Below are 22,067 nucleotides of genomic sequence, written 5' to 3' on the forward strand. Positions count from 1 at the left end.
GCCCCCCTTACTTCGACGCGCTGTCGTAATAGACGCGAAAGCCATTCCAGGTCCAATTGTGGACCTCCTTGCGTACGCCGGCCACGTCATAGGTCTGGAACATGACGGCGATCGGTCCCTTCCGCATCCACTCCTCCTGCAACCGCGCATACATGGCGTTGCGCTTGGCGGGGTCGCCTTCGAGCAATGCGGCCTGGACCTCCGCATTCATGCCCTTGTCCTGCCACGACGTGCGCCAGACCGGATACTGGGTAAGCTTGGCCTCGGCGCGGTTGTCGGGGTTGTAGACCATGCGCGAGGCATTGCCGTGGGCGTCCGGGACGCTGGTTTGCCACGCCTGCATGCCGGTCTGATATTCGCGGCCGCGGATACGGCTGAACAACTGGCTATTGGCCATGCGTTCCAGCGTCAGCGTCACACCCACCTTGGCCGCGTTCTGCTGCACGCTTTCGGCGATCGGCGACGCATAGGGCAGCGTGCCGATCAAGACCGAGGCCTTGAAGCCGTTCGGGTAGCCGGCCTCGGTCAGCAGCTGCTTGGCCTTGGCCAGGTCCAGCTTGAAAGGCTCGCCGGCCTTGGCGTCCAGCGCCCCGGTGGCGCCCAGTTGCACGAAGCTGGCCCGCGGCACCCCCATGTAGGCCATGACGGTCTTGCCCAGGCCGTCGTAGTCCACCAGGTAGCGCATGGCCAGGCGGACCTTCTCATTGGCGAAGATGGGATCGGCGGTATTGAACGTCCAGAGCACCAGCTGCGGCTTGAGCACCTTGCGGATGGACAGGTCATTGGATTTTTCCATCGCGGCCAGGTCGTCCGCACCCAGGTCGCGCGCCACATCGACGTCGCCCTTCTCCAGCAGCAGGCGCTGCGTGCCGGGCTCCGCCACATGGCGGATAAGTATCCGCTTCAAGGCGGGCTTGGGGCCCCAGTAGTCGTCGTTGGCCTGCAGCACCACCGATTCGCCGGCATGCCAGCTGACCAGGCGGTAGGGGCCGATGCAGGCCGTGTTGGTGGTAAGGAATTTGTTGCCCATGTCATTGTTCTGGGCCTTGGACATGATGGTTTTCATGTCCAGCACCGCCGATACGCGGTTCGCCGCGATAGCCTGCAGTACCAGCGTGGTGGGATACGGCTTGTCCAGCTTCAGCACCAGCGTGTCATCGTCGGTGGCGACGATGCGCTGGTCGACGTTGTCCTTGCTGAACCCGTATTCGGTCAACGCGGCGGCATTGCCGAAGCCCAGCTTGACGACGCGGCGCATCCCCTGCTCCACATCGTGCGCCGTGGCGATATTGCCGGAGGGAAACCTGGCCCCCTTGCGCAGGTGAAAGGTAATCTGCATGCGATCGGGCGATACGTCCCAGCTCTGCGCGAACGCCGGGATCACTTTGGACGCATCCTTGGGATCGAACTGGGCCAGCGAGTCGCAAATGTTGTCCATCAGCTCGCCGGTGACCACCTCGCCGATCTGCGCGGGATCGAAGGTGCTGATGGCGTCGATATTCCACGCCATCACCAGCGCCGACTTCGGCGTCGCGGCCTGCGCGGCCGCGGACAGCAGCAGTACCGGTATCCAGAGGAGCGCGCCGGCCCCGAATTTTCTTGCCATGGAAATCCCCTTGATGCGTGTTCCGCTTGCGTGCCTCCCGCCGGCGGCACGGTGCGATGGCCGATGGCCTATGGTTGACGGCTCATGCGGCCTTGGACGGCCGCGGTTGTATCGGCGGGTTGACCGAATCCGGAATCGGGCACACATACGGCATGCGCTGCGTCCGCTCCTGATGGTCCTTCTTGGCCCTGGCCATCAGCGTTTCGTCGTTCAGTACTTCGAGCGCCGTGCCGGCCATGATGCGGGCCGCGTGCACCATGCCCTTGTGCGCGGCAGGCGATTTTCCCTGCGCCACCACCTGCCAGGAATGGCCCGGCGTGCCGATGGCCTGCGTCGCCACGCGCGCCTGGATCGTCGGCACGACCCAGCTGACGTCGCCGACATCGGTCGAGCCGATCATCAGCTCGCCCTTGGCCTCGATGGGCACGATGAAGTCGCACAGCGGCGTGGCGCGCGGCTCCACCCCCGCGCGCCGGTACGCGGCGCTGATGTCCTCTTCGCTGAGCGTGGCCTGGATGCTGGCGGCGAATGCCATGTCCTGCGCATCGAAAGGCACCGGCCCCAGCCGCTGCATGACCTGGTACATCGCCGCTTCCAGCGGCTTGTTGGGCAGCATGTTCGACAGCGCGCTCATGATGCTGTATTCGACGTGGGTTTCCGTCATCAGCGCCGCGCCCTGCGCCACCTTCTTGACGCGTTCGTTCAGCGCCAGCATGCCGGGCAGGTCGCGCGCGCGTATGGCATAGCGCACCTTGGCGCTGGCCTGCACCACATTGGGCGCGATCCCGCCGCTGTCGAGCATCGCGTAATGGATGCGGGCATCCGAGGGCATGTGCTCGCGCATGTAGTTCACGCCGACGTTCATCAGCTCCACCGCGTCCAGCGCGCTGCGTCCCAGATGCGGCGCGGCCGCCGCGTGCGACGCGCGGCCCGTGAAGTGGAAGTCCATGCGCGTGTTCGCCAGCGACTGGGCCTCGTCCACGCGTGTCATCGCGGCCGGATGCCAACTGATGGCGATGTCCACGTCCTTGAAGCAGCCTGCCCGCACCATGAAGGCCTTGGCGGCGCCGCCCTCCTCGGCCGGACAGCCGTAGTAGCGCACGCGGCCGGGCTTGCCGGTCTCGGCCAGCCATGCCTTGACGGCGGCGGCGGCCATCAGCGAGGCCGAGCCCAGCAGGTTGTGCCCGCAGCCGTGCCCGTGTCCATTGGCGTGCACTTCCTTGTGTTCCGTCGCGCCGGCCACCTGGCTCAGGCCGGGCAGCGCATCGTATTCGCCCAGGATGGCAATGACCGGGCCGCCCTCGCCCGCCTCGCCCATCACGGCGGTCGGGATGCCTCCCATATCCTCGGTGACGCGGAAGCCGTACCGGCGCAGCGTCTCGGTGTGGGCGGCGACGCTGCGGAATTCGGTGTAGGCGATCTCCGGCGTCTCCCAGACGCTGTCGCTCAAGGCCGCGAACGCGCCGGTGTGCTCGTCGAAAAAGGGTAAGAGCGGGTCCAGGGATGTCATCGGGATGTCCTTTGCATCGGGAAATGGGGAGCTACAGGTGTCGGTCCAGGAAGGCTTCGAAAGCGGCGAAGACCGCCTGGCGGTTCGATCGGCGCCCGAAGCCGTGGCCTTCGTGCGGAATGCGCAGGTATTGCACAGGCTTGCCCAGGCCGCGCAGGACCGAATAAAGCATTTCGCTTTCCCCCGGCGTGACGCGCGGGTCGTCCATGCCGTGCACGATCAGCAGCGGCGCCTGCAGGCGGTCCATGCGGTGTATCGGCGAGATCTCGGCGAGCAGTTCCGCGTCGGCGCGCGGGTCGCCGTATTCGGCCGCGCGCAGGTCGCGGCGCCACGGGCCGGTGGTTTGCAGCAAGGTATGGAAATTGGCGATGCCGTAGAAATCGACGCCCAGCTTCCAGGCACCGGGATAAGCGGTCAGCCCGGCCAGTACCATGAATCCGCCGTATGAGCGGCCGAACAGGCCGACCCTGCCGCGATCCACGTCGGCGCGGCCGTCCAGCCACTGGCGCACCGCGTGCAGGTCCCGCACGCTATCCATGCGGCGGTATTTGTCGTCCAGTTCGTGGTACCGCCGGCCGTAGCCGGTGGAGCCGCGCACATTCGGCGCGACCACCATGATGCCGCGGCTGGCCAGGTACTGGACGTCGCCGCGGAAGTTGGACGACCAGGTCATGGCCGGCCCGCCGTGCACGATGACGATTACCGGATAGCCCGAAGGCGGCGGCGGCGTCGCGGGCCGGTAGACGAAACAGGGCACGCCCAGGCCGTCGAAGCTGGTCGCAAGGGCTACCTCGGGCTCGATGAAATCCGCGGGCGACAGCGCGCCCGCATCCGATACCACCAGCGGCGCGGCCTGGGCGTCGGCCGCCCGCGCGGTCCAGATCGACGGCGGCGTGCGCGCGCCCTCATAGGGGAAAACCAGGGTGTCCGTGCCGGGGATCCAGGCGAGCGAGCCGGCGATCCCGGGCGGCAGCCCTTCGATGCAGCGGTCCTGCCCGCCGGCCGCATCGCGCAGGCAGAGACGATGCCAGCCGTGGTCGTTCACCACGTAGCCCAAATGGCCATCGCCCGCGATGGCCATGGCCTCGATGGATTTGCCGCTTTCCTCGACCAGCCATTGGACCGCGCCGCCGTCGGCCGGGACGAAGCCGATGCGGAAGTGGTCGCTGTCCTGGTCGCACAGTACGTGGAAACCGCTGCCGTCGCGGCGCATGCGCGCGGCGCGGTATTCCGCGCGCCCCGTATGCGGCAGCAGGTTCTCCACGCTGCCCGTCCCGATCGTCACGCGCTGCAGGACCTGGTCGTGCGGACCGCCCGACCAGTCCCTGACCAGCAGCGATTCGCCGTCGGGGAAATAGGCCAGCACATCCCGATAGCCCGAAGCCGCCAGCACACGGGTGGCCGCACGCGTGGCCACATCCATGACGTAGACGTCCATATCCGCCTTCGACCGCGCATTCGCGCTATAGGCGATATGCGTGCCATCGGGCGACCAGCAGCCCCAGGCATGCACCGTGGCGGGATCGTCGGTCAGCGCGACGGGCGTCCGATCGCCGTCGCGCAGCAGCCAGAACCGGTGCCGCTCGTCGCCGCCGCAATCGGTGGTGAACAGCAGGTCATGCGAACGGGGGCTGTACGCCAGCGTGCCCACCGGCTCGTCCATGTCGGTCAACCGCCGGGCCACCCCGCCCTCCAGCGGGCGGGTCCATATCTGGTGCGTGCCGCTGGCGTCGCTCAGGTAGGCGATGTGCTTGCCGTCGGCGCGGGGCGTCGGGCGGATGACCGCCTCGATGTCCATATAGGGCGCGATCGACGAGGCGGCCGCGGCGGCAGCGGTGTCTTGCATGGCGTGCGGGTCCGATGAAGGGCTGGGCGCGGGAGGCGGGATCCAGTCATCGAGTATGGAAGCGCGCCCGGTACGCGTCCAATTCGGATATCTCATCGGCCTATGCGTGGGCGGAATAGCCACGGGCGGCGGGACGCCCCCATTCGCGTCCGGCTTGGATAATTATATGTAATTCTTATAATTCTTAATAAACAAATATTATTCTCCCAGCAAGCGAGCTGATATGTTTCCACTCTGCCGATACACAAGAAAAACACATCACAGTGGAGACATAATGAAGCAATCCGCCAAACTGGCCTGCGCAATTGCCCCGGCGTTCTGCGCGGCGGCCTTCGCCGCGACAGCCGCCGGAACCGCCGACTCGCCTCAAGGCGCGGCGCTGTCCTATCCGACCAAGCCGATCACCCTCGTCGTCCCCTTCCCTCCCGGAGGACTGGCAGACCTCGTCGCGCGCCCGCTCGCGACGAAACTGGGTGCGGCGCTCAAGCAGCCGGTCATCGTCGAGAACCGAGGTGGCGCGTCGGGCACCATCGGCACCGGCCACGTGGCCAGCGCCGCGCCCGACGGCTACACACTGCTGTTCGCGACCGCGAACGAAATCGCGGTGTGTCCCGTGCTGTACCACAACCTGACCTACGATACCTACAAGTCGTTCACCCCCATTTCGCAGGTGGTCGACTTTCCGGCGGTACTGGTCACCCCGCAGTCCGGTCAGGAAGACTTCGCCCAGTTGGTCAAGCGCGCGCGCGCCAAGCCGGGCAAGGTGGCATTCGCGTCGTCGGGCGCTGGCAGCACCAATCACCTTACCGCCGAGGTTTTCCGCAAGTCCGAAGGCCTCGATATCATCAACGTGCACTACAAGGGCGGCGGTCCCGCCATGGCTGACGTCGCGGGCGGGCACGTCGACGCCATGTTCGCCACGCTGCCATCGGCGCTTCCCCTGATCCGGGCCGGCAAGCTGAAAGCCCTGGCGACGACCGGCGCGACGCGGTCGGCCGTCCTGCCGGACGTACCCACCCTCCTGGATCTCGGCGTCAAACAGGGCGACATCACGGTGTGGGCCGGCGTGCTCGCACCGGCTGGCCTGCCTGCGGAGATCACGCAACGCCTGAACGCCGAAATCAAGAAGATCGTGACGGATCCTGGATTCGTATCGTTCCTGCGGCAAAATGGGGCTGACCCGCTCTACTCGACACCGGACCAGTTCGCCAGGAGCATTCGCGCCCACCGCGAGTTCTGGGAACCCATCATCAAAACCGCGGGCATTTCGGTCGGCCAATGAACGCAACCACGCTTATCGGGCAGTTCGCCGAATTCGCGGCCGGAACGGCCGTGGCGGACGTCCCCGCTTCCGCTGTCGACCAGGCTCGTCTATGCCTGGTGGACTGGTTCGCCGTCGGTATCGGTGCCGCCGGCGACGCGCAGGCCGCCGCCGTGGCGAAGGCATTGGAACAAAGACAGGACAACCGGCGCGGCGCGGCGACGCTATTGACAGGCGGCCAGGCCAGTGCGGCGGATGCGGCGCTGGGCAATGGCGTGTTCTCGCACATCCTTGATTTCGACGACACCCATGTGCCTTCCATCCTGCACGGCAGCGGCCCCCTGTGGGCGGCGCTGCTCGCCGTGGGAGAAACGCAGGGCATCGCCGAAGATCGCCTGCTGTCGGCCTTCGCAGTAGGCTTCCAGGTAGGGGCGCGGCTGGGCAGCCAGGGCCTGGGCGAACGGTTGACACGCCAGGGCTGGCATGCCACGCCCGTGCTCGGACGCGTTGCCGCCGCGGCCGCCATCTCGCATGCGCGGCAGTTCGATCCCGTCATGGCAGCCCATGCGATCGCGCTCGCGGCATCCCAGGCCACGGGATTTACCCGCTCGTTTGGCACCATGGCCAAGCCGCTGAATGCCGGCCGGGCCGCATCCGATGCGATGCTGGCCGCCGATCTGGCCCACGCATCCGTGCGGGGTCCCCTCGGCATCCTGGACGGACCGGACGGCCTGGTCCAGACACTGCTGCAGGACCACGGGCTGACGCTCGATCATGCGGTCCAGGGCCTGTCCGAACCGCCCTGGGAAGTTTCCAGGAACAGCTTCAAGCCCTATGCTTCCTGCCAATTGACCCACGCGGCCATCGATGCCGCGCGGGCGCTATCGCGCCAGTGCGCCCCGCAGCGCCTGCGCAGCATCCGCGCCCGCATACATCCGCTGGCATTGAAAATCGCGGGACGTGAAACGGCGCGGACATCGGCCGAGGGGAAATTCAGCCTGCGCTTCTGCATTGCCCTGGGCCTGAGCGGATATCCCGGCTCCATGCATGATTTTAGCGACGAAAGGATATCCGACCCGGCCTTGCAATCCCTGGCCGGCAAGGTCGAGCTTATCGCCGATGCGACGCAGACGCGCACCTCCGCGCGGCTGGAAATCGACGACGAAGACGGGCACCAGGCCGTTCATTCGATTCCCCACGCATTCGGCAGCATCGAAAACCCGATGCGGTGGGAGCATTTGGAACGGAAGTTCTTCGACCTTGTCCACGATCGGCTGCCGGCCGATCGGGCTCGCGCCCTGTTTCATACCCTGTCGAATTTCGGGCAGCCAGGCGGCCTGCCCTATGGCATGAGCCTGCTGCGGCCGGGCGAATAGGCACATCGCGCGGCCCTCGCAGCCTTCGCGGCCTTACGGGCCGGGCGCGTAGCGCCTGGTCCGTCGCGCGGTAAGCGCGCGCTCCACCACGGTGCGCGTCACCTGGGGCGCCAGCGTCTCGATGAACGAATAGGCATACCGCCTGAGATGGTGCTTGCGGCTGACGGCCACATAGGTCGTACTCGCCGGAAACAGATGGCTTACGGAAATGGCCTTCAAGGTAAGGTCGCGCGCGGGGTCGAATACCAGATCCGGCACCACGGCCACGCCCAGTCCATGTTCCACATAAGCCTTCACGACATCCGCGTTGGTTGCCTTCAGCAAGGCGGGACCGGGCGGAGGCACCTGGCTGAGCGTGCGCATCAGGGTCTCGGCCGTTTGCGAGGGTTCATACAGCACGATCGGATGCTGGATGATGTCCTGCAGGCTGACCTTCTTTTTGCGCAGAAGCGGATGCCCCTGGTTCACGAGCAGGATGCGCTGGTATGTCTGGAAGGGAATGTAGACCAGCTCGGTATCCCCATCCTTGCATTGACTCAGTATCCCGATGTCGGCGGATCCCGCCACCAGCGCGTCCTGGATAGCCTTGCCGCTTTCGGGCCGGATACTGATGTGCACGTCGGGATAGCCCTCGCGGAATCGCTGAAGCACCGCCGGCAGGCGGAATCGTGCCTGCGTGTGGCTGGCAGCGATCACCAGCGTGCCACTGTTTTCGAGTTGCTGTTCCCCGCCGATCGCCTTGATCTCGTTGACCTCGGACAGGATGCGCTGCGCGCGTTCGATGACCTTCTGCCCATCCGGGGTGATGCCCACCAGGCGGCGGCGTTGCCGCTGGAAGATCGTCATGCCCAGCTCGTCCTCAAGCAGCTTGATTTGCGTACTGATATTGGGCTGCGAGGTATGCAGTACCTCCGCCGCCTTCGACACCTTCAACGCGTGCCGGGATACCTCGCAGATATACCTGAGCTGCTGGATGTTCATCGCGCGACCTGTTCTATAAGTTTTCCTGATTTTATTTCATAAATTCCTATTATTAACAATCCGGTGCCGATGCTAGGATGCGCCGCATAGCCACACAGGGGCCGAAGCCCTGGAACGGAGAGAGACAACCATCGTGCGACGTATCATTCACAACCTCCTCGCGGCCACGCTGATGGTGGCATCCGCCGGCGCCGGCAACGCAATCGCGGGCACCTACCCCGCGGGACCGGTCACCGTCGTCGTCCCCTTCAGCGCAGGCGGCGGCAGCGACAGTGTGGCGCGCCTGATCAGCGCCAAACTGGGCGAGCACTTCAAACACACCTTCATCGTCGAAAACAAGCCGGGCGGTTCCACCAATCCGGCCAACGAATACGTCATTCGCGCCGAACCGAACGGCCAGAAACTGTTGCTGGGCCAGGTCACCCTGTCGATCAATCCCTCGCTGATGCCAGGCCTGCCCTATGCGCCGCTGCGCGATCTGGTCCCCGTCGCGCACATCGGCGATACCCCCGTGATCCTGGTGACGTCGCCGCAGTTTCCGCCCACCGATCTCGCTTCGCTGATGGACTATGTTCGACAGCGCCCGGGAAAGATCAACTTCGCCTCCGGTGGGGTGGGTACCTCCGTACACCTGGCCGGCGAGCTATTCAAACTGCGGACCGGACTGGACATGGCACATATTCCGTATCGGGGCAGCGCGCAGATGGTGACCGACCTGATCGGCGGCCAGGTGCAGATGATCTTCAACACCGCTTCCTCCGTCGTGCCCATGATCAAGGCCGGAAAGCTGCGGGCGCTCGCGGTGTCGGGCGCGCATCGGCTGCAGGCGCTGCCCGATGTCCCGACGTTCAAGGAAGCGGGCCTGGACAACTTCGATGCGCCCTCCTGGTATGGGCTGATGGCGCCGAAGGGAACGCCCGATCCGATCGTCCGGATCCTGAACACGGCCGTCAACGAGGCTCTGCGGGAACCCGAGGTCAAGGAGGCGCTGTCCGAGATCGGCGTAGAACCCGCCGGTGGAACGCCGGCAGAGTTCGAACATTATCTGCACGACCAACAGACCATGTGGGCGAACGTCATCCAAACTGCCCACATCAAGATCGATCCATGACACACAAGGATTATCCGAGCATGCCCTCGTCTCTTTCCGAGCAAGAAACCCTGCGATCCGTATCGCCGTCCGATCTGTCGGCCATGCTGAGCGATGGGGCCGAATTGGCCCTGATCGACGTCAGCGAGGAAGGCCAGTTCGGGATGGGGCACATGCTCCTGGCGGTGAATATCCCCTACAGTGTGCTCGAACTCCAGGCGCCCACGCTGGTGCCGCGGAAAAACTGCCGCGTGATCCTGGTGGACCATGGCGGCGGGATTGCCGCGCGCGCGGCGCGCCGCCTGCAGGCGATCGGGTACACCGACGTCGCTGTGATCGAGGGCGGTGTCGCCGCCTGGGAAGAGGCCGGCCACCAGCTGTTCCAGGGGGTCTACGTCGCCAGCAAGGCCTTCGGGGAATGGGTCGAACAGCACTTCCATACGCCGCGCATCCGTCCCGAAGAACTGGCCGCCCTGCTGGAGAAGCAGGCGGACGTGCGCATTCTGGATCCGCGCACCGTCAACGAGCATGCGGCCAACCATGTTCCGCGAGCGGTCAGTTGCCCCAGCGCGGAACTGGTGTATCGATTCGACGATATTGTTTCGTCACCGGAAACCCTGGTCGTGGTCGCCTGCGGCGGTAGAACCCGCGGCATCGTCGGGGCGCAGTCGCTGATCAATGCCGGCGTGCCGAACCGGGTCGTGGCATTGGCCGACGGCAATCACGGCTGGAAGCTGGCGGGCTTGGCCCTGGAAGCGGGGTTGCACGAGGGCTACGAGCTTGTCACGGACGAAACGAAACGGCGCGCGAGCCAGCGCGCGAAGCGCATCCGCGACGACCACCGGATCACGCAACTGGACCAGCCCACCATCCAGGCATGGGTCGCCGATGCCTCCCGGACCACCCTGCTGTTGGACGTACGCACGGCGGAGGAATACGCCGAAGGCCATTACACCGGCGCGCGCCATGCGCCGGGTGGACAACTCCTGCAGGCCACCGATCGATGGCTGGGCACGCTGGGCGCCCGGGTGGTCCTGATCGACACGGACGGAACCCGCGCCGCGGTCATCTGCCATTGGCTGCGCTGCATGAACTGGGATGCCTACACCTTCGTTTACGAAGGCAGCGCCGGACAGGCGCCCCAGCCGGATACGGCGGCGCAGGCGCTGCGCAACGCCGGCAGCAAAAGCGCCGACGAAGCGGCCCGCGTGACGGTGCAGTCGCAGGCCGGGGCCATGCGGGAGGCGCGGCATCTGGTGTTCATCAGCCCCCAGGATGCCGCGCTGGCCATGCGTGCCGGGGCGGTCGCGGTCAGTTTCGACCGCAGCGCGGACTACCTGCAGGCGCATCCGGAAGGGTCGATCTGGGCCAACCGGGCGAACCTGGGCCCGGTGCGGGCATTGCTGCAAGGGAAACGCTCGCTCGTGCTGTTCTCGCACGACGGCAGCGCGGCGGAGCTCGCCGCCATCGACCTGCGGGAATCCGCGCCGGATCCCGAACGGCAGGTGCGCATTGTGCGTGGCGGCATGCAGGCGTGGAAGGATGCGGGGTACGCGGTCGCCGGCGCCGACGAAGACGCATTGGCGCAGGAAGACCGGATCGACACGCTTTACTGGATGCACGACCGGCGCCAGGGTAACAAGGACGCCATGCGGCGCTATCTGGAGTGGGAAAAGGGCTTGCTCGACCAGCTGAAGCGCGACGGATACGCGTTTTCGGCACCCGGATCCAGGCAATAATCAGCCGCGGCAAGGAGGAACATACATGGCTGGCTTTATCGACATTACCGCCCAGGATGGCAGAACATTCCAGGCCTGGCTGGTTGAACCGCGCAACGCCGGGACGGGCGCGCACGGCGCCGTCATCTTTCTGGCGGAAGCCTATAACGTGAACGGGTGGGCGCGCGCCACCGCGCAGCAGTTCGCCGACGCGGGCTTCCTGGTGCTGGCGCCCGATCTGTACTGGAGGCAGGCACCGGGCACTTACCTCGAATACACCCCTGCCTCGCAGCAGGTATGCCGGGCCCTGTACGCCGGGATGGATTTCGATGCCGCCATCCAGGACACGGTCGCATGCATGGAACACATCCGCCGCCATCCCGCCAGCAACGGCCGCGCCGGGCTGGTCGGATATTGCCTGGGAGGGAAGATCGCATTCCTGACGGCCGCCCGGGCTGCCCCCGACGCATCCATCGGCTACTACAGCATCGACCTGGACGAGTATTTCGACGAAACCGCGGCGATCGCCTGTCCCAGCGCCTTTCATTTCGGGGCGCTGGACCAGCGCGTTCCCGCACGCTACGCCGACGAGATCCGGCAACGCAAGCGGCAGGCGCAGGATCTCGACGTACTGGTCTATCCGAAGGCCGGCCATGGCTTCGCCCGTAGCGGCCAGCCGCCCTACGAGCCCGAGTCCGCCTCGCAAGCGAACCGCCACACCCTGGATCTGCTGGGCCGGGCCCTGGCCTAAGGGCCCCCGCGGGCCGCGACGGACCATGCCGGCGCGCCCGCCACGGGCCAATCGACCAACCCGCGCCCCCTCGCCTACCTGCGATTGCGCCGTGTCCGGATACGTTCGGCGGCACGCCTGGCCGCCGCGACGAACTCCCTGAAGCCCGGATGATCCAGGATGGTGTGGTGGTGCGCCATCACGATGGCGTACTCGCCGAAATTCGATGGCGTGCGCAGGATACTGATCGAACCGGCATCCTCGGACTCCCGCGCGGCGCGATCGGGCGCGATGGATAGGCAATCGCTTTTCGCGACCAGGTGAAGATGCGATAGGAACGACAGCGACGCGATCATCGCCGTCGGTGCCGCGATGCCTTCGCGCGCGAATATATCGTTCAGGGTTTTGCGCGAACTGCTATGCGAGCGTGGCAGGATCCACGAGTATCCCGCCAGGTCGCGCAGCTCCACGCGGGCTTTCTTCGCCAGCGGATGATGCCTGCCCGCCACCAGGACCACGGCCTCTTCGTACAAGGTCTCCATCGCGAAGCGGTTCCCGGCTTCGTCCATGGCGGCCGGGCGCCGGCCGATGAAGCAATCCAGTTCGCCTTCCGTCAACAAGGACTGGAACTGATTGGAAGTGCCTTCCAGGATCTCCAGCTGGAATTGGTCGCCCATGCCATCCAGCTCGCTCAAGAGTGCCGGCACGAACACATGCGTGACGCGCGGTATGCAGCCCAGCCTTAAGCGCATCCGGCGCGAGGTATTCAGGGTGTCCAGCGTACCCAGGGCTTTCTCCGCGTAGATCGCGCTGCCGATCCAGTCGCGTGCCTCTGGCAGCACCGTGCAGCCCTTATGGCTGCGCTCGAACAGGCGATGGCCGACGATGAGTTCGGCATCGCGCAACAGATTCGTCACCTGCGGCTGGGGTAGCGCGAGCGCGCGCGCGGCGGCGTGGATGGACCCCAGCCTGGCGACCATCACCAGCGTTTCGATGTGGCGGCGCTCCAGCCTTTCCGCGGATTTCTTCGGCATGCCGGGTCCCGTCCAGATGATGGATTTTACATATCACTCGATAGCCTATTGATATTCTATTCAGTATCTCCGCGAATCTCTATAGTTCGACCAAAGATCAACGAGCGGAGACAAAAACCATGAAGATTTCAAGACGGCAATTCGCCGCGGCCGCGGGCCTGGTCCTGCTGCCCCTGCTGGGTTGTGCGCGCGGCGTAATGGGAGGTGCCGACGACTTTCCGGCGCAGACGATACGGTGGGTAGTGCCCTTCCCCGCGGCCGGCAGCATCGATGGGGTGGCGCGGGTGGTCGCGCGAAAGATGAGCGAGATCCTGGGCCAGCAAATCATCATCGATAACCGGGCCGGCGCCGGCGGCCGTGTCGGCGCCAAGCTGGTCGCGGATGCCAGGCCCGACGGATACACGCAGCTGTTTACGCTGAACACCACGTACACCATCGACAAGGCGCTATTCAAGAACCTGGCCTACGATCCGGACCGGGCATTCGAGCCGGTATCCATCATCGCGGAAACGTCGGAGATGCTCGTCGTCAGCCCGACGCTGAAGGTCAAGAACCTGCAGGCCTTCATGACGCTGATGAAGGCGCACCCGCGCGAATACAACTACGCGTCCTCCGGTGTGGGTGGATCGCTGCATCTGGCCATGCTCTATTTTCGGTCACTGACGGGCCTGGAGCTGGTGCATGTTCCGTATAAGGGCGGCCCCCCGGCCGTGACGGACCTGATGACGGGCCGCGTCGCGGCGATGTTCCTGAACACGCCCGCGGCCTCTCCCTACATACGCAATCACCAGATCCAGGCCCTGGGCGTAAGCACGAAAAGCCGTTCGCCCTACATGCCCGATATCCCCACCATCGCCGAAGCCGGCGTACCCGGCTTCGATATATCGGTCTGGTTCGGTCTATCGGTTCCTGCCGGTACGCCACGGTCCGTCATTGACAAAATGCACGACGCCGTCGTCAAGGCACTGAAAGATCCGGCCGTACGCAAGGAATTGGCGAACATCGGGGCCGATCCGGTCGGCGACACGCCTGGCGAATTCGCCGCTCGCAGAGATGCCGAAAGCGCCAAATGGACCAAAGTTTTCAAAGAGAACCACATCACGTTGGAGTAAGGAAACCATGCCGCAAACTGCCTATCACATGCTGGAAGTCCCTCGCCTGCCCCCCAAGCCGCGGACGCGCAGCATGATCGTCATGTCGGAAACCTGCATCCCGCTGCGGCAGACCGAAGACCTGATCGAAGTGGCCGGATCGCTGATCGACTACGCCAAACTGACCGACCACTCCGGCCTTATCGACCGCCATTCCGAAGCCTGGATACGACGCAAGATCGCCCTCTACAACGACCATGGAATCCCGGTCATACCCGGCGGCATCCCTTTCCAGGTCGCCGTGATCCAGGGCAAGGTCAACGAATTTCTGCAGGCGGTGCGCGACCTGGGTTTCGCCGGTGTGGAGATGAGCGAAGACACGATGCCGCCGCTGGAAACGGGCTACCGCGAAGACCTGATCCGCCGCGCGCTGGACATGGGGCTTCCCGTCATGACGGAGATGGGACGCAAGAACGTCGACATCCCTTTCAATGCCGACGAGATCTGTGAACAGATTCTGCGCGACGTCGAACTGGGCGTGTCCAAGGTCTACCTGGAAAGCGCGGAGATCCAGGAAATCTTCGAGGCGGATCCCGCCGCCCTGGACAAGATCGCGAGCCTGGGAAAGAACGAGTTCCTGCTGTTCGAACTGGGTTTGCAAAACGCCCAGGAGAAGGCCGCATGGCTGGTCGAGCGCTACGGCATGGACATCAACTTCGCCAGTGTGTCGCCCGCCGACGTCGTTCCGGTCGACGCGATCCGCCGTGGCGTGCATCGCAAGGCGGGATTTTCCTACGTCACGCAGTACGGCAGGCAATAGCGCGGCGGACGCGGCAAGGAGACACACCATGACTGGCGTTCTGACCGGCAAGACAGTCGTCATTACAGGGGCAAGCCGAGGCATCGGACTGGCCGCGGCGCGCCTGTTCGCGGCGCAAGGCGCGTCCCTGGCGCTATGCGCGCGCCAGGCCGGCCCGCTCGCGCTCGCCGCCGCGGATCTGGAATCGGCTTACGGCACGCCCGTACTGGCCAGGACCGCTGACATCCGCGATGACGCCTCGGTACGATCCTTCGCCGCCGAGGTGAACGCGCGATTCCGCCAGGCGGACGTGCTGGTCAACAACGCCGGCGAATCGTCGCAACGTGAGGCCGACGGCATCCGCTGGCCCGTCAATGCGGTGGACTCGGTCGGACAGGATCTGCCGCCGGGCCGTTTCTCGCTCATCAGCGACGATGAGTGGCGTTCCGCCCTCGAACAGAAGCTGCTCGGCATGGTGCGCGTCACCCGGGCATTCCTGCCGCTGCTGCGGCAGGCAGGCGGCGGGAGCATCGTCAACATGGCTTCGATCAAAGGACGGCAGCCGCCGCCACGCGTCGTCACATCCGGCGTTGCCTGGGCGGCCGTCATCAATCTCAGCAAGAGCCTTTCCCTGGAGCTGGCCGGAGACGGAATCCGGGTCAATGTGATCAGCGTGGGCGGCATATTGACCAGCCAGATGGAAGCGGGACAGCAGAAGTGGGCGCCCGACAAAAGTCTTCAGGAATTCCTGGCGCCTCGTACCGCGAACATTCCGCTCAAGCGGCTGGGGACGGTAGAAGAAGTCGCCCAAACCATTTATTTCCTCGGGTCGCCGGCATCGGCCTACGTCACCGGCCAATGCCTGGCCGTCGATGGCGGCGGATCCCGGGCCATCTAAACCGAAACAGGAGCCAGCCATGGCCAACCCTCAAGTCAACGCGCCTGAACATGTCCAGGTCGTGCCCACCGGCGCCGCGCTGGGCGCGGAAATTCGCGGCGTCGACCTCTCGCAACCCGTACCCGAAGCCACCAAGGCCTTGCTGCGTCAAGCGTGGGCGGACCATCTCGTGCTTTTGTGGCGGGACCAGGCGCTGCCGGAAACCACGTTCCTGGATGCCGCGGCGATCTTCGGCGAAACCAAGGAGCCGGCCGCGCGCAAATTCCAGGTCGCGGGCGGCTTTACCGTCGGCGGCAAGCGCATCGCGATCGATCCCCGGGTATCGCTGATCTCCAACCTGGACGAGAACGGCGAACCGGTCAAGGATAACGGCACGCTGGGCAGCTACGAAGTGGTCTGGCATACCGACAACTCCTACGCCGAGGTACCGCCGGCCGGCAGCATGCTGTACGCCATTACGCTGCCCGTCAATGGCGGCGGCGATACGAGCTTCAACAATCAATACCTTGCCTACGAGGAATTGCCGGACGACCTGAAACAGGCCATCGAAGGCAGGCAGCAACTGCACGATGCCAGCCGCAACAGCGCGGGCATCCTGCGGCCCACCGTGAAACTGCCCACCACGCCGGAAGAAGTGCCGGGCCCGATACACCCGCTGGTGCGCAAGCATCCCGTGACCGGGCGCCCTGCCCTTTATCTTGGCCGCCGCCGCGATTGGCCTTCGAGCTACATCATCGGCATGAGCAACCAAGAAAGCGAACGGCTGCTCGATCGTCTCTGGGCGCATGCGACGCAAGAAAAATACGCGTGGAAGCATGTCTGGAAGATCGGCGATCTCGTATTGTGGGACAACCGCTGCACCATGCACTTCAGATCGGAAGTCGACCCGAAACAGGCACGCGTGCTTTATCGAACGGTCATCCGCGGCGAGGCGGTCATCGCCGGCTAGGCAGGTCCGCGCCTTCCATGCCTCCTGCCGCCCGCAAGGGCGACGGGAGGCATGGCCGCCATGTCATGTCAATGCATCGACGACATGCCGCTTGTAGGCGCGATGGGTGCACAGCCGCAGGTAATAGCTGCGTAGCGCGGGAAGGTGATCCGGCGGCGTATTCAGCAGGGTCCAGCGATGGACATGCGGCCCCAACGCCACATCCCCGATACCGAGCCGCTCGCCACCGGCATAGGGACTCCCGCTGAGGACATGGTCCAGCATCCGCGTCAGGCCGTCGACGCGTGCACGCAGCGCGTTCACGTCGGCAGCGGCCGGCTCCCCTTTCAGCCCGCGGCGCAGCGCGAACATCGCCGGGGCGAAGTTGATCGACGCCCAGTCCATCCATTTATCCGAGACCGCGCGTTCACGTGCGGCCACCGGCCAAAGGCTTGCGGAACCGTATTGCGCCGCGAGATAGCGCACTACCGCGTTCGACTCCCACAGCACCAAGTTGCCATCGACCAGCGTGGGCACGCGGGCGTTCGGATTCATCTCCAGGTAGTCCGATGTATCCAGGCCGCCGAACTCTCCGCCCGCCTGCCGTAGCGTATAGGCGATACCGAGCTCGTCGAGCGTCCAGAACACCTTGGCCGAGTTCGAGGACGAAGCCCTTCCCCAGACATCCATCATGTCAGCACTCCTTCCGTGTTGCGCCGTCCGGCATCAGGCGTCGCGACCCACGGTGGGCCGCATGTAGTTCTTGTTGTAGTTGGACACTTTGCCGGTATCCAGGTCATAGCCCAGCCTGTCCGTCAGCGTTTCCAGCGGCTGGCCGTATAGGTGGAAGTGACGGACCGTCTGGTTGCCGTCCACGTGGATGCTATGGATATCCTTGGGCAGGAAGTTGATGGGCGACCCGGGCTTGACCACATATTCGCGGACCTGCTCCAACCGCGCATGTTCCGGATCGCTGCCGTCGTCCACGCGTCGATAGATGCGATTGAGTTCCTCGCCGCTGACCGCGACGATCACCGCCCAGGTGCCGTGGTCGTGCGGCTTGGTCGACTTCCCCGGAATAATGACGTTGATGTATAGCGTCATATTGCTGTCGGGTTGCTGTGCCAGCAGGTAGCGCGAGGACGTCGCGCCCGATTCCTTGGTGGGCTCCGGGAACTCCTCCGTGGGAAAGAGATCCGTGCGCTCCGCCAGCGACTGCAGGCGCGCGCTGATGCGCTCCAGCGTTGCGCGGTCCGGTTGCCCATTGCCGAGAATGCGTTCAAGGTCCCCCATCGTCTCCTGTACGAGGGCCTGGCGTTCGGATTTAATCGTCATTGTTAACGTCCTTGGAAGTTGGCGACGCTAGCGCGTCGCGGTAGGTGCGGCCTGGCTGTCAAGACCGAATCGAAAGCCATCAGCGGCGACTTGCCGCAGCAGATTCTTTTCCCAGTTCAAATAGGTTTTCATTGCATCCTTGTTGCCGGCCCGGCGGCCTGGCGCCCATTGCATGAAATCGATGCGATCCTCGGCCGGGAGGGCATCGTCATCCGCGCCCACCACCGGCAGTCCCGCGGCGACCCAGGCGCGCTGACCGCCTCGCACGACCCGGATGTCCGCCTCGCTGCCCCCCGGCCTGCGCAGCAGGTCGAAGGCGGCGAGTTGGGCAACCCGCCCGTCATCCGAAAATAACACCAGGCCGCGTCCCTGGGCGATCGCGTCGTCCAGCCGATCGAGCCGGGCGCGGTTGGCCCACATCGCGCCGATAGGATGAGCCGCCAGGTAATCCACGCTGCGATCCAGCGACACCGCGACGGCGCCCGCATTCAGCGCGACCTGGGCGGCCGCGGGATCGATCTCCGGGACGGCCTGGAACGAGCCCCGCAGCTCGCGCTGCACCCGGGCCGCTTCGTCCGCGCCAACGCTGCCGACGCTGCCGACACATGGCTCGCCCGCGTCGACCGCCCCGGGAGGCAGGTCCCGTGGGGACGCGGCCTCGAGCACATAGGTATCCCATCCCATTTGCAAAAGCCAGTGTGCCGTCGTCGTCGCGCGAATGCCATCGGTATCCGTCAGCACCACGCGAGCGCCCAGGGTCCCCAGCCATTGGTCGCTGGCCTGCACCAATTGCCCGCCCGGCGCATTGCGGGCCATGGGATGATGTCCGCCGGTGTATTCGGCCGGGGTGCGGACGTCGAATACGAAGGTGGTCCTTGCCGGATCGGCGAGCCATCCCTTCAAATCGTCATCGCTGGCCGTTGGAACGCCGAAGCGCCGCGCCACCGCCTCCGCGCGAGGCCGCGCCGCCGCCACGCCGGCGGCGGTTACCACCGTACGTCCGGCGAATCCCCGCTCCAGTTCGCGGCCGGACAAGCGCCAGCCGTGATTCCCGTCGGCAAGGTGGACAACCCGGTTGGGCACGCCGGCGTTGATCAGCGACTGGGCACCGACTATCCCGCGCGTGCGCCCGCCGCAAGCCACCACGACCAGCGTTTGCGCCGAGGGAACCAGGTCGCCGAATCGATAGACCAGCTCCGCGCCGGGACAACTGACGGCCCCGGGCACGTGGCCCGCCGCATGCTCGGCTTCCGTCCGGGGATCCAGCACGATCAGGTCCTTACCCGCCTGCTGCAGGCCGGCAAGCGCATCGGCATCGATATGCGGCGTGTCGAAATGGGCTTCCACCCACTCCCCGAATGCCTTGCTCGGCACATAGACCCCGACGAATACCTCGCCGCCGGCCGCGGCCCAGGCGGCGACGCCGCCCGGGAACAGGCTGATGTCCGCATAGCCCAGGGCGGACAGCCGTTCAGCCGCGCGCTGGACGATCCCGTTGTCCGAGCCCATCAGAACAATCGGACAGTTCTTGCGCGGGACCAGCGGCGTGATGAGCAGCTCGAGGCGGCTATATGGAACATTCACGGCGCGCAGCAAATGGCCCAGGCAGAACTGGCCCTCTTCGCTTATGTCCAGCAGGGCGATCTCCGCGCGATGCCGGGACCTTGTGTCGGAGACGCGCGCCAGCGCCGCTTTCAGCGCGGCAGCGTCCAGTTTCGGAAAAGTTTTCATGGGTGCATGACGTCTGGATGGAAGCCGGGGAAAATCGGGATATCAGGCCAACGCGCCGCGCATGGCCAGGGCCGGCTGCGCCGGCACGCTCTCGACGCCATCGTTCTGCGCGCCGGGCCGCAGGATATCGGACAGGAAGCGCCTGGCGCGCGGATGCGTGGGATTGGCGAAGAATGCATGGGGATGTGCGTCCTCCAGGATCCTGCCCGCATCCATGAACCAGATCCGGTCGGCCACTTCCCGGGCGAAACCCATCTCGTGCGTAACGATGGCCATGGTCATTCCCTCCGACGCCAGTTGCTGCATCACGGCCAGGACTTCCCCCACCATTTCCGGATCCAGCGCGCTGGTGGGCTCGTCGAAAAGGATGACCGGGGGCCGCTGGGCGAGCGCGCGCGCAATCGCCACGCGCTGTTGCTGTCCGCCGGAGAGGCTGGCGGGCATCGCGTTCACCTTGCCGGCCAACCCTACCTTTTCCAGCAGCCCCCGGGCCAATTGCTCCGCCGCGTGCCGTGTCATGCCCCCGACCTTGATCGGCGAAAGCACGATATTTTCCAGCACCGACAGGTGCGGAAAAAGGTTGAACTGCTGGAAGACGAATCCGACGCCGGCGCGCAGCATGTTCAGGTCGCTTCCCTTGGCATGCACGTCCTTGCCGCCCACCCATACCGAGCCGCGCTGGATGGGCTCCAGGGCATTCACGGTGCGGATCAGGGTGGACTTTCCCGATCCCGACGGACCGCAGATCACCACCACTTCGCCGTCGGCTACCGTCCCGCACACGTCGTCGAGCGCGTGGTAGGACCCGTACCATTTCCCGACGTTTTTGAATTCGATCATTGTCATCCCCTTGTTTGTCTCATGCCAACGCCGGGGCGCGCACGGATTGCCGCCGGCGGAAATGCCGCTCGACCGCGGCGGTCGCGAAGGACAGGCCGTAGCAGAGGGTGAAGTAGATGCAGGCGAGCAGCACATAGGTGTAGAGCGCATGCGTCATCTCGACGCTGTTGATCTCTTGCGCCGCGAACGTCGCCTCCTGTACACCGATCACATAGACAATCGACGTGGCCTTGATCGTGGAGATGAACTGGTTAACGATGGACGGCAGCATATTGACCAGCGCCTGCGGCAGTATCACGTGGATCATGGACTGTGCGTACGTCAGCCCTACCGCGCGCGCCGCCTCGGTCTGGCCCGTAGGCAGGCCCTGGATACCCGCGCGAACGATCTCCGCCATAAAGGCGGCCTCGTAGACGACGATCGCGCTGCATGCCGTCGCGAAAGGCGAAATCGCATCGCCGATCAGCAGCGGCAACAGGTAGTAGGCCCAGAAGATGATCATGACGAGCGGTATTCCGCGCAAGCCATAGACCCAGGCATTGGCGGGCCAGCGTAGCCATCGCCACGAACTCGTGCGCGCCAGGCCCAACAGCAATGCCACCGGAAAGGACAGCGTCAGGCCCAATCCCGCCAGGATCAGGGTGCCCGCGATGCCCCCCAGGTGGCCATGCGGCCATGAGCCGATCAGCAGCAGCATTCCGTACTTGTGAATAATTTCCAGCATTTCGCTCACCTTCCGAACGTGGGCGGATATCGACGTCCGAACCAGGCGCCGAATGTCATCAACAGCAGCGAGACCATCAGATAGAAGGCCGTCGCGACCGCGAAGACCTCGAAGGCCCGGAACGTCAGGTTTTCGATGGCGCGGGTTTGATTCGTGAGTTCCGTTACGCCGATTGCCATCGCCAGGCTGGTGTCCTTGAACAGGATCAGCGAGCGATTCACCAGCGGCGGCACGCCGATGCGCAGCGCCTGCGGCAATGTCACGTAGCGCAACGCACGGAACGCGCTCAGGCCGATCGAACGCGCGGCTTCCTGCTGCGCGGCGGGAATGGCGCGGAAGCCCGACCGTATGTCCTCGGTCATATACGCGCTGGCGTTGAGCGACAGCGCGATGAGCGCAAAGGAAAACTCGCCGTTGCCCTGGTTGATCCAAAGCCGCAGCCCTTCCGGCAGGATATCAGGCATGCCGAAGTACCAGACCATGATCTGGACCACGGTCGGCACATTGCGGTGATATTCGATGAATATCCGCAGTACGAGGCGCAGCGGACGCAGCGGGATCATGCCCAG

General features: G+C 65.1%; 20 protein-coding genes. 9 read left to right on the forward strand and 11 right to left on the reverse strand.

Translation table 11 applies throughout. From position 1 onward, the window contains the following. Positions 1–7: 7 nt before the first annotated feature. The 3 genes from ACO1P8_RS10690 to ACO1P8_RS10700 all read right to left on the reverse strand — a co-directional run bounded on the left by ACO1P8_RS10690 (position 8) and on the right by ACO1P8_RS10700 (position 4,962). Positions 8–1,606, reverse strand: a complete 1,599-nt coding sequence (locus ACO1P8_RS10690; RefSeq protein WP_486295869.1) for an ABC transporter substrate-binding protein — start codon at positions 1,604–1,606, stop codon at positions 8–10. A gap of 82 nt (positions 1,607–1,688) precedes the next feature. Continuing rightward, positions 1,689–3,116 (reverse strand): M20 family metallopeptidase, encoded by a 1,428-nt coding sequence (locus tag ACO1P8_RS10695; protein ID WP_486295870.1) that lies wholly within the window; start codon positions 3,114–3,116, stop codon positions 1,689–1,691. Positions 3,117–3,147: 31 nt separating this feature from the next. Then, positions 3,148–4,962, reverse strand: coding sequence for a S9 family peptidase (locus ACO1P8_RS10700; RefSeq protein ID WP_486295871.1), 1,815 nt, complete (start codon positions 4,960–4,962; stop codon positions 3,148–3,150). Between the two features lie 274 nt (positions 4,963–5,236). Between ACO1P8_RS10700 and ACO1P8_RS10705 the strand changes: the two genes are divergently transcribed. Further along, positions 5,237–6,244: a Bug family tripartite tricarboxylate transporter substrate binding protein gene (locus ACO1P8_RS10705; RefSeq protein WP_486295872.1), complete on the forward strand. Its 1,008-nt coding sequence runs from the start codon at positions 5,237–5,239 to the stop codon at positions 6,242–6,244. Beyond that, positions 6,241–7,599 carry an MmgE/PrpD family protein gene (locus ACO1P8_RS10710; RefSeq protein WP_486295873.1) on the forward strand — a complete coding sequence of 453 codons (1,359 nt, stop codon included), beginning with the start codon at positions 6,241–6,243 and terminating at the stop codon, positions 7,597–7,599. The genes ACO1P8_RS10705 and ACO1P8_RS10710 overlap by 4 nt, the downstream gene beginning before the upstream one ends. A 33-nt stretch (positions 7,600–7,632) precedes the next feature. Here ACO1P8_RS10710 and ACO1P8_RS10715 read toward each other — a convergent pair whose 3' ends face one another. Continuing rightward, the gene (locus ACO1P8_RS10715) at positions 7,633–8,580 is read right to left on the reverse strand and encodes a LysR substrate-binding domain-containing protein (RefSeq protein WP_486295874.1); all 948 of its coding nucleotides are present in this window, start codon (positions 8,578–8,580) and stop codon (positions 7,633–7,635) included. 133 nt (positions 8,581–8,713) lie between these two features. On the opposite strand from ACO1P8_RS10715, the gene ACO1P8_RS10720 reads away from it, so the two are divergent. The 3 genes from ACO1P8_RS10720 to ACO1P8_RS10730 are packed head-to-tail and all read left to right on the forward strand — an operon-like array spanning position 8,714 to position 12,139. Further along, the gene (locus ACO1P8_RS10720; RefSeq protein ID WP_486295875.1) at positions 8,714–9,691 is read left to right on the forward strand and encodes a Bug family tripartite tricarboxylate transporter substrate binding protein; all 978 of its coding nucleotides are present in this window, start codon (positions 8,714–8,716) and stop codon (positions 9,689–9,691) included. 20 nt (positions 9,692–9,711) lie between these two features. Beyond that, positions 9,712–11,409 carry a rhodanese-like domain-containing protein gene (locus ACO1P8_RS10725; protein ID WP_486295876.1) on the forward strand — a complete coding sequence of 566 codons (1,698 nt, stop codon included), beginning with the start codon at positions 9,712–9,714 and terminating at the stop codon, positions 11,407–11,409. 25 nt (positions 11,410–11,434) lie between these two features. Continuing rightward, positions 11,435–12,139, forward strand: a complete 705-nt coding sequence (locus tag ACO1P8_RS10730; RefSeq protein WP_486295877.1) for a dienelactone hydrolase family protein — start codon at positions 11,435–11,437, stop codon at positions 12,137–12,139. 74 nt (positions 12,140–12,213) lie between these two features. Here the strand turns inward: ACO1P8_RS10730 and ACO1P8_RS10735 are convergent, their stop codons facing one another. Continuing rightward, on the reverse strand, positions 12,214–13,152 hold the full coding sequence (locus tag ACO1P8_RS10735; protein WP_486295878.1) for a LysR family transcriptional regulator: 939 nt from the start codon (positions 13,150–13,152) through the stop codon (positions 12,214–12,216). A 119-nt stretch (positions 13,153–13,271) separates the two neighbouring features. Here ACO1P8_RS10735 and ACO1P8_RS10740 point away from each other — a divergent pair, with 119 nt between their 5' ends. Genes ACO1P8_RS10740 through ACO1P8_RS10755 form a run of 4 tightly spaced genes read left to right on the forward strand, consistent with a single transcriptional unit; the run spans position 13,272 to position 16,889 of the window. Further along, entirely contained in the window at positions 13,272–14,264 is a 993-nt protein-coding gene (locus ACO1P8_RS10740; RefSeq protein WP_486295879.1) for a Bug family tripartite tricarboxylate transporter substrate binding protein, read from the forward strand. Between the two features lie 7 nt (positions 14,265–14,271). Next, positions 14,272–15,063, forward strand: a complete 792-nt coding sequence (locus ACO1P8_RS10745) for a phosphosulfolactate synthase (RefSeq protein WP_486295880.1) — start codon at positions 14,272–14,274, stop codon at positions 15,061–15,063. A 28-nt stretch (positions 15,064–15,091) separates the two neighbouring features. Continuing rightward, positions 15,092–15,940: an SDR family NAD(P)-dependent oxidoreductase gene (locus ACO1P8_RS10750; RefSeq protein ID WP_486295881.1), complete on the forward strand. Its 849-nt coding sequence runs from the start codon at positions 15,092–15,094 to the stop codon at positions 15,938–15,940. A 19-nt stretch (positions 15,941–15,959) separates the two neighbouring features. Then, entirely contained in the window at positions 15,960–16,889 is a 930-nt protein-coding gene (locus ACO1P8_RS10755) for a TauD/TfdA dioxygenase family protein (RefSeq protein WP_486295882.1), read from the forward strand. Positions 16,890–16,952: 63 nt separating this feature from the next. Here ACO1P8_RS10755 and ACO1P8_RS10760 read toward each other — a convergent pair whose 3' ends face one another. From ACO1P8_RS10760 to ACO1P8_RS10785, 6 genes are all read right to left on the reverse strand, one after another. After that, positions 16,953–17,561 (reverse strand): glutathione S-transferase family protein, encoded by a 609-nt coding sequence (locus tag ACO1P8_RS10760; RefSeq protein ID WP_486295883.1) that lies wholly within the window; start codon positions 17,559–17,561, stop codon positions 16,953–16,955. Positions 17,562–17,594: 33 nt separating this feature from the next. After that, positions 17,595–18,203 (reverse strand): cysteine dioxygenase family protein, encoded by a 609-nt coding sequence (locus ACO1P8_RS10765; protein WP_094842205.1) that lies wholly within the window; start codon positions 18,201–18,203, stop codon positions 17,595–17,597. A gap of 27 nt (positions 18,204–18,230) precedes the next feature. Then, positions 18,231–19,934, reverse strand: a complete 1,704-nt coding sequence (locus ACO1P8_RS10770; protein ID WP_486295884.1) for a rhodanese-like domain-containing protein — start codon at positions 19,932–19,934, stop codon at positions 18,231–18,233. A 42-nt stretch (positions 19,935–19,976) separates the two neighbouring features. Beyond that, entirely contained in the window at positions 19,977–20,774 is a 798-nt protein-coding gene (locus ACO1P8_RS10775; protein WP_486295885.1) for an amino acid ABC transporter ATP-binding protein, read from the reverse strand. Between the two features lie 19 nt (positions 20,775–20,793). Beyond that, complete coding sequence (locus ACO1P8_RS10780) at positions 20,794–21,498, reverse strand: amino acid ABC transporter permease (RefSeq protein WP_486295886.1); 705 nt, start codon at positions 21,496–21,498, stop codon at positions 20,794–20,796. A gap of 5 nt (positions 21,499–21,503) precedes the next feature. Next, positions 21,504–22,067 (reverse strand): amino acid ABC transporter permease (locus ACO1P8_RS10785; protein WP_486295887.1); only part of this gene is annotated, 564 nt, incomplete at its 5' end.

The organism is Bordetella sp. (assembly GCF_057362025.1).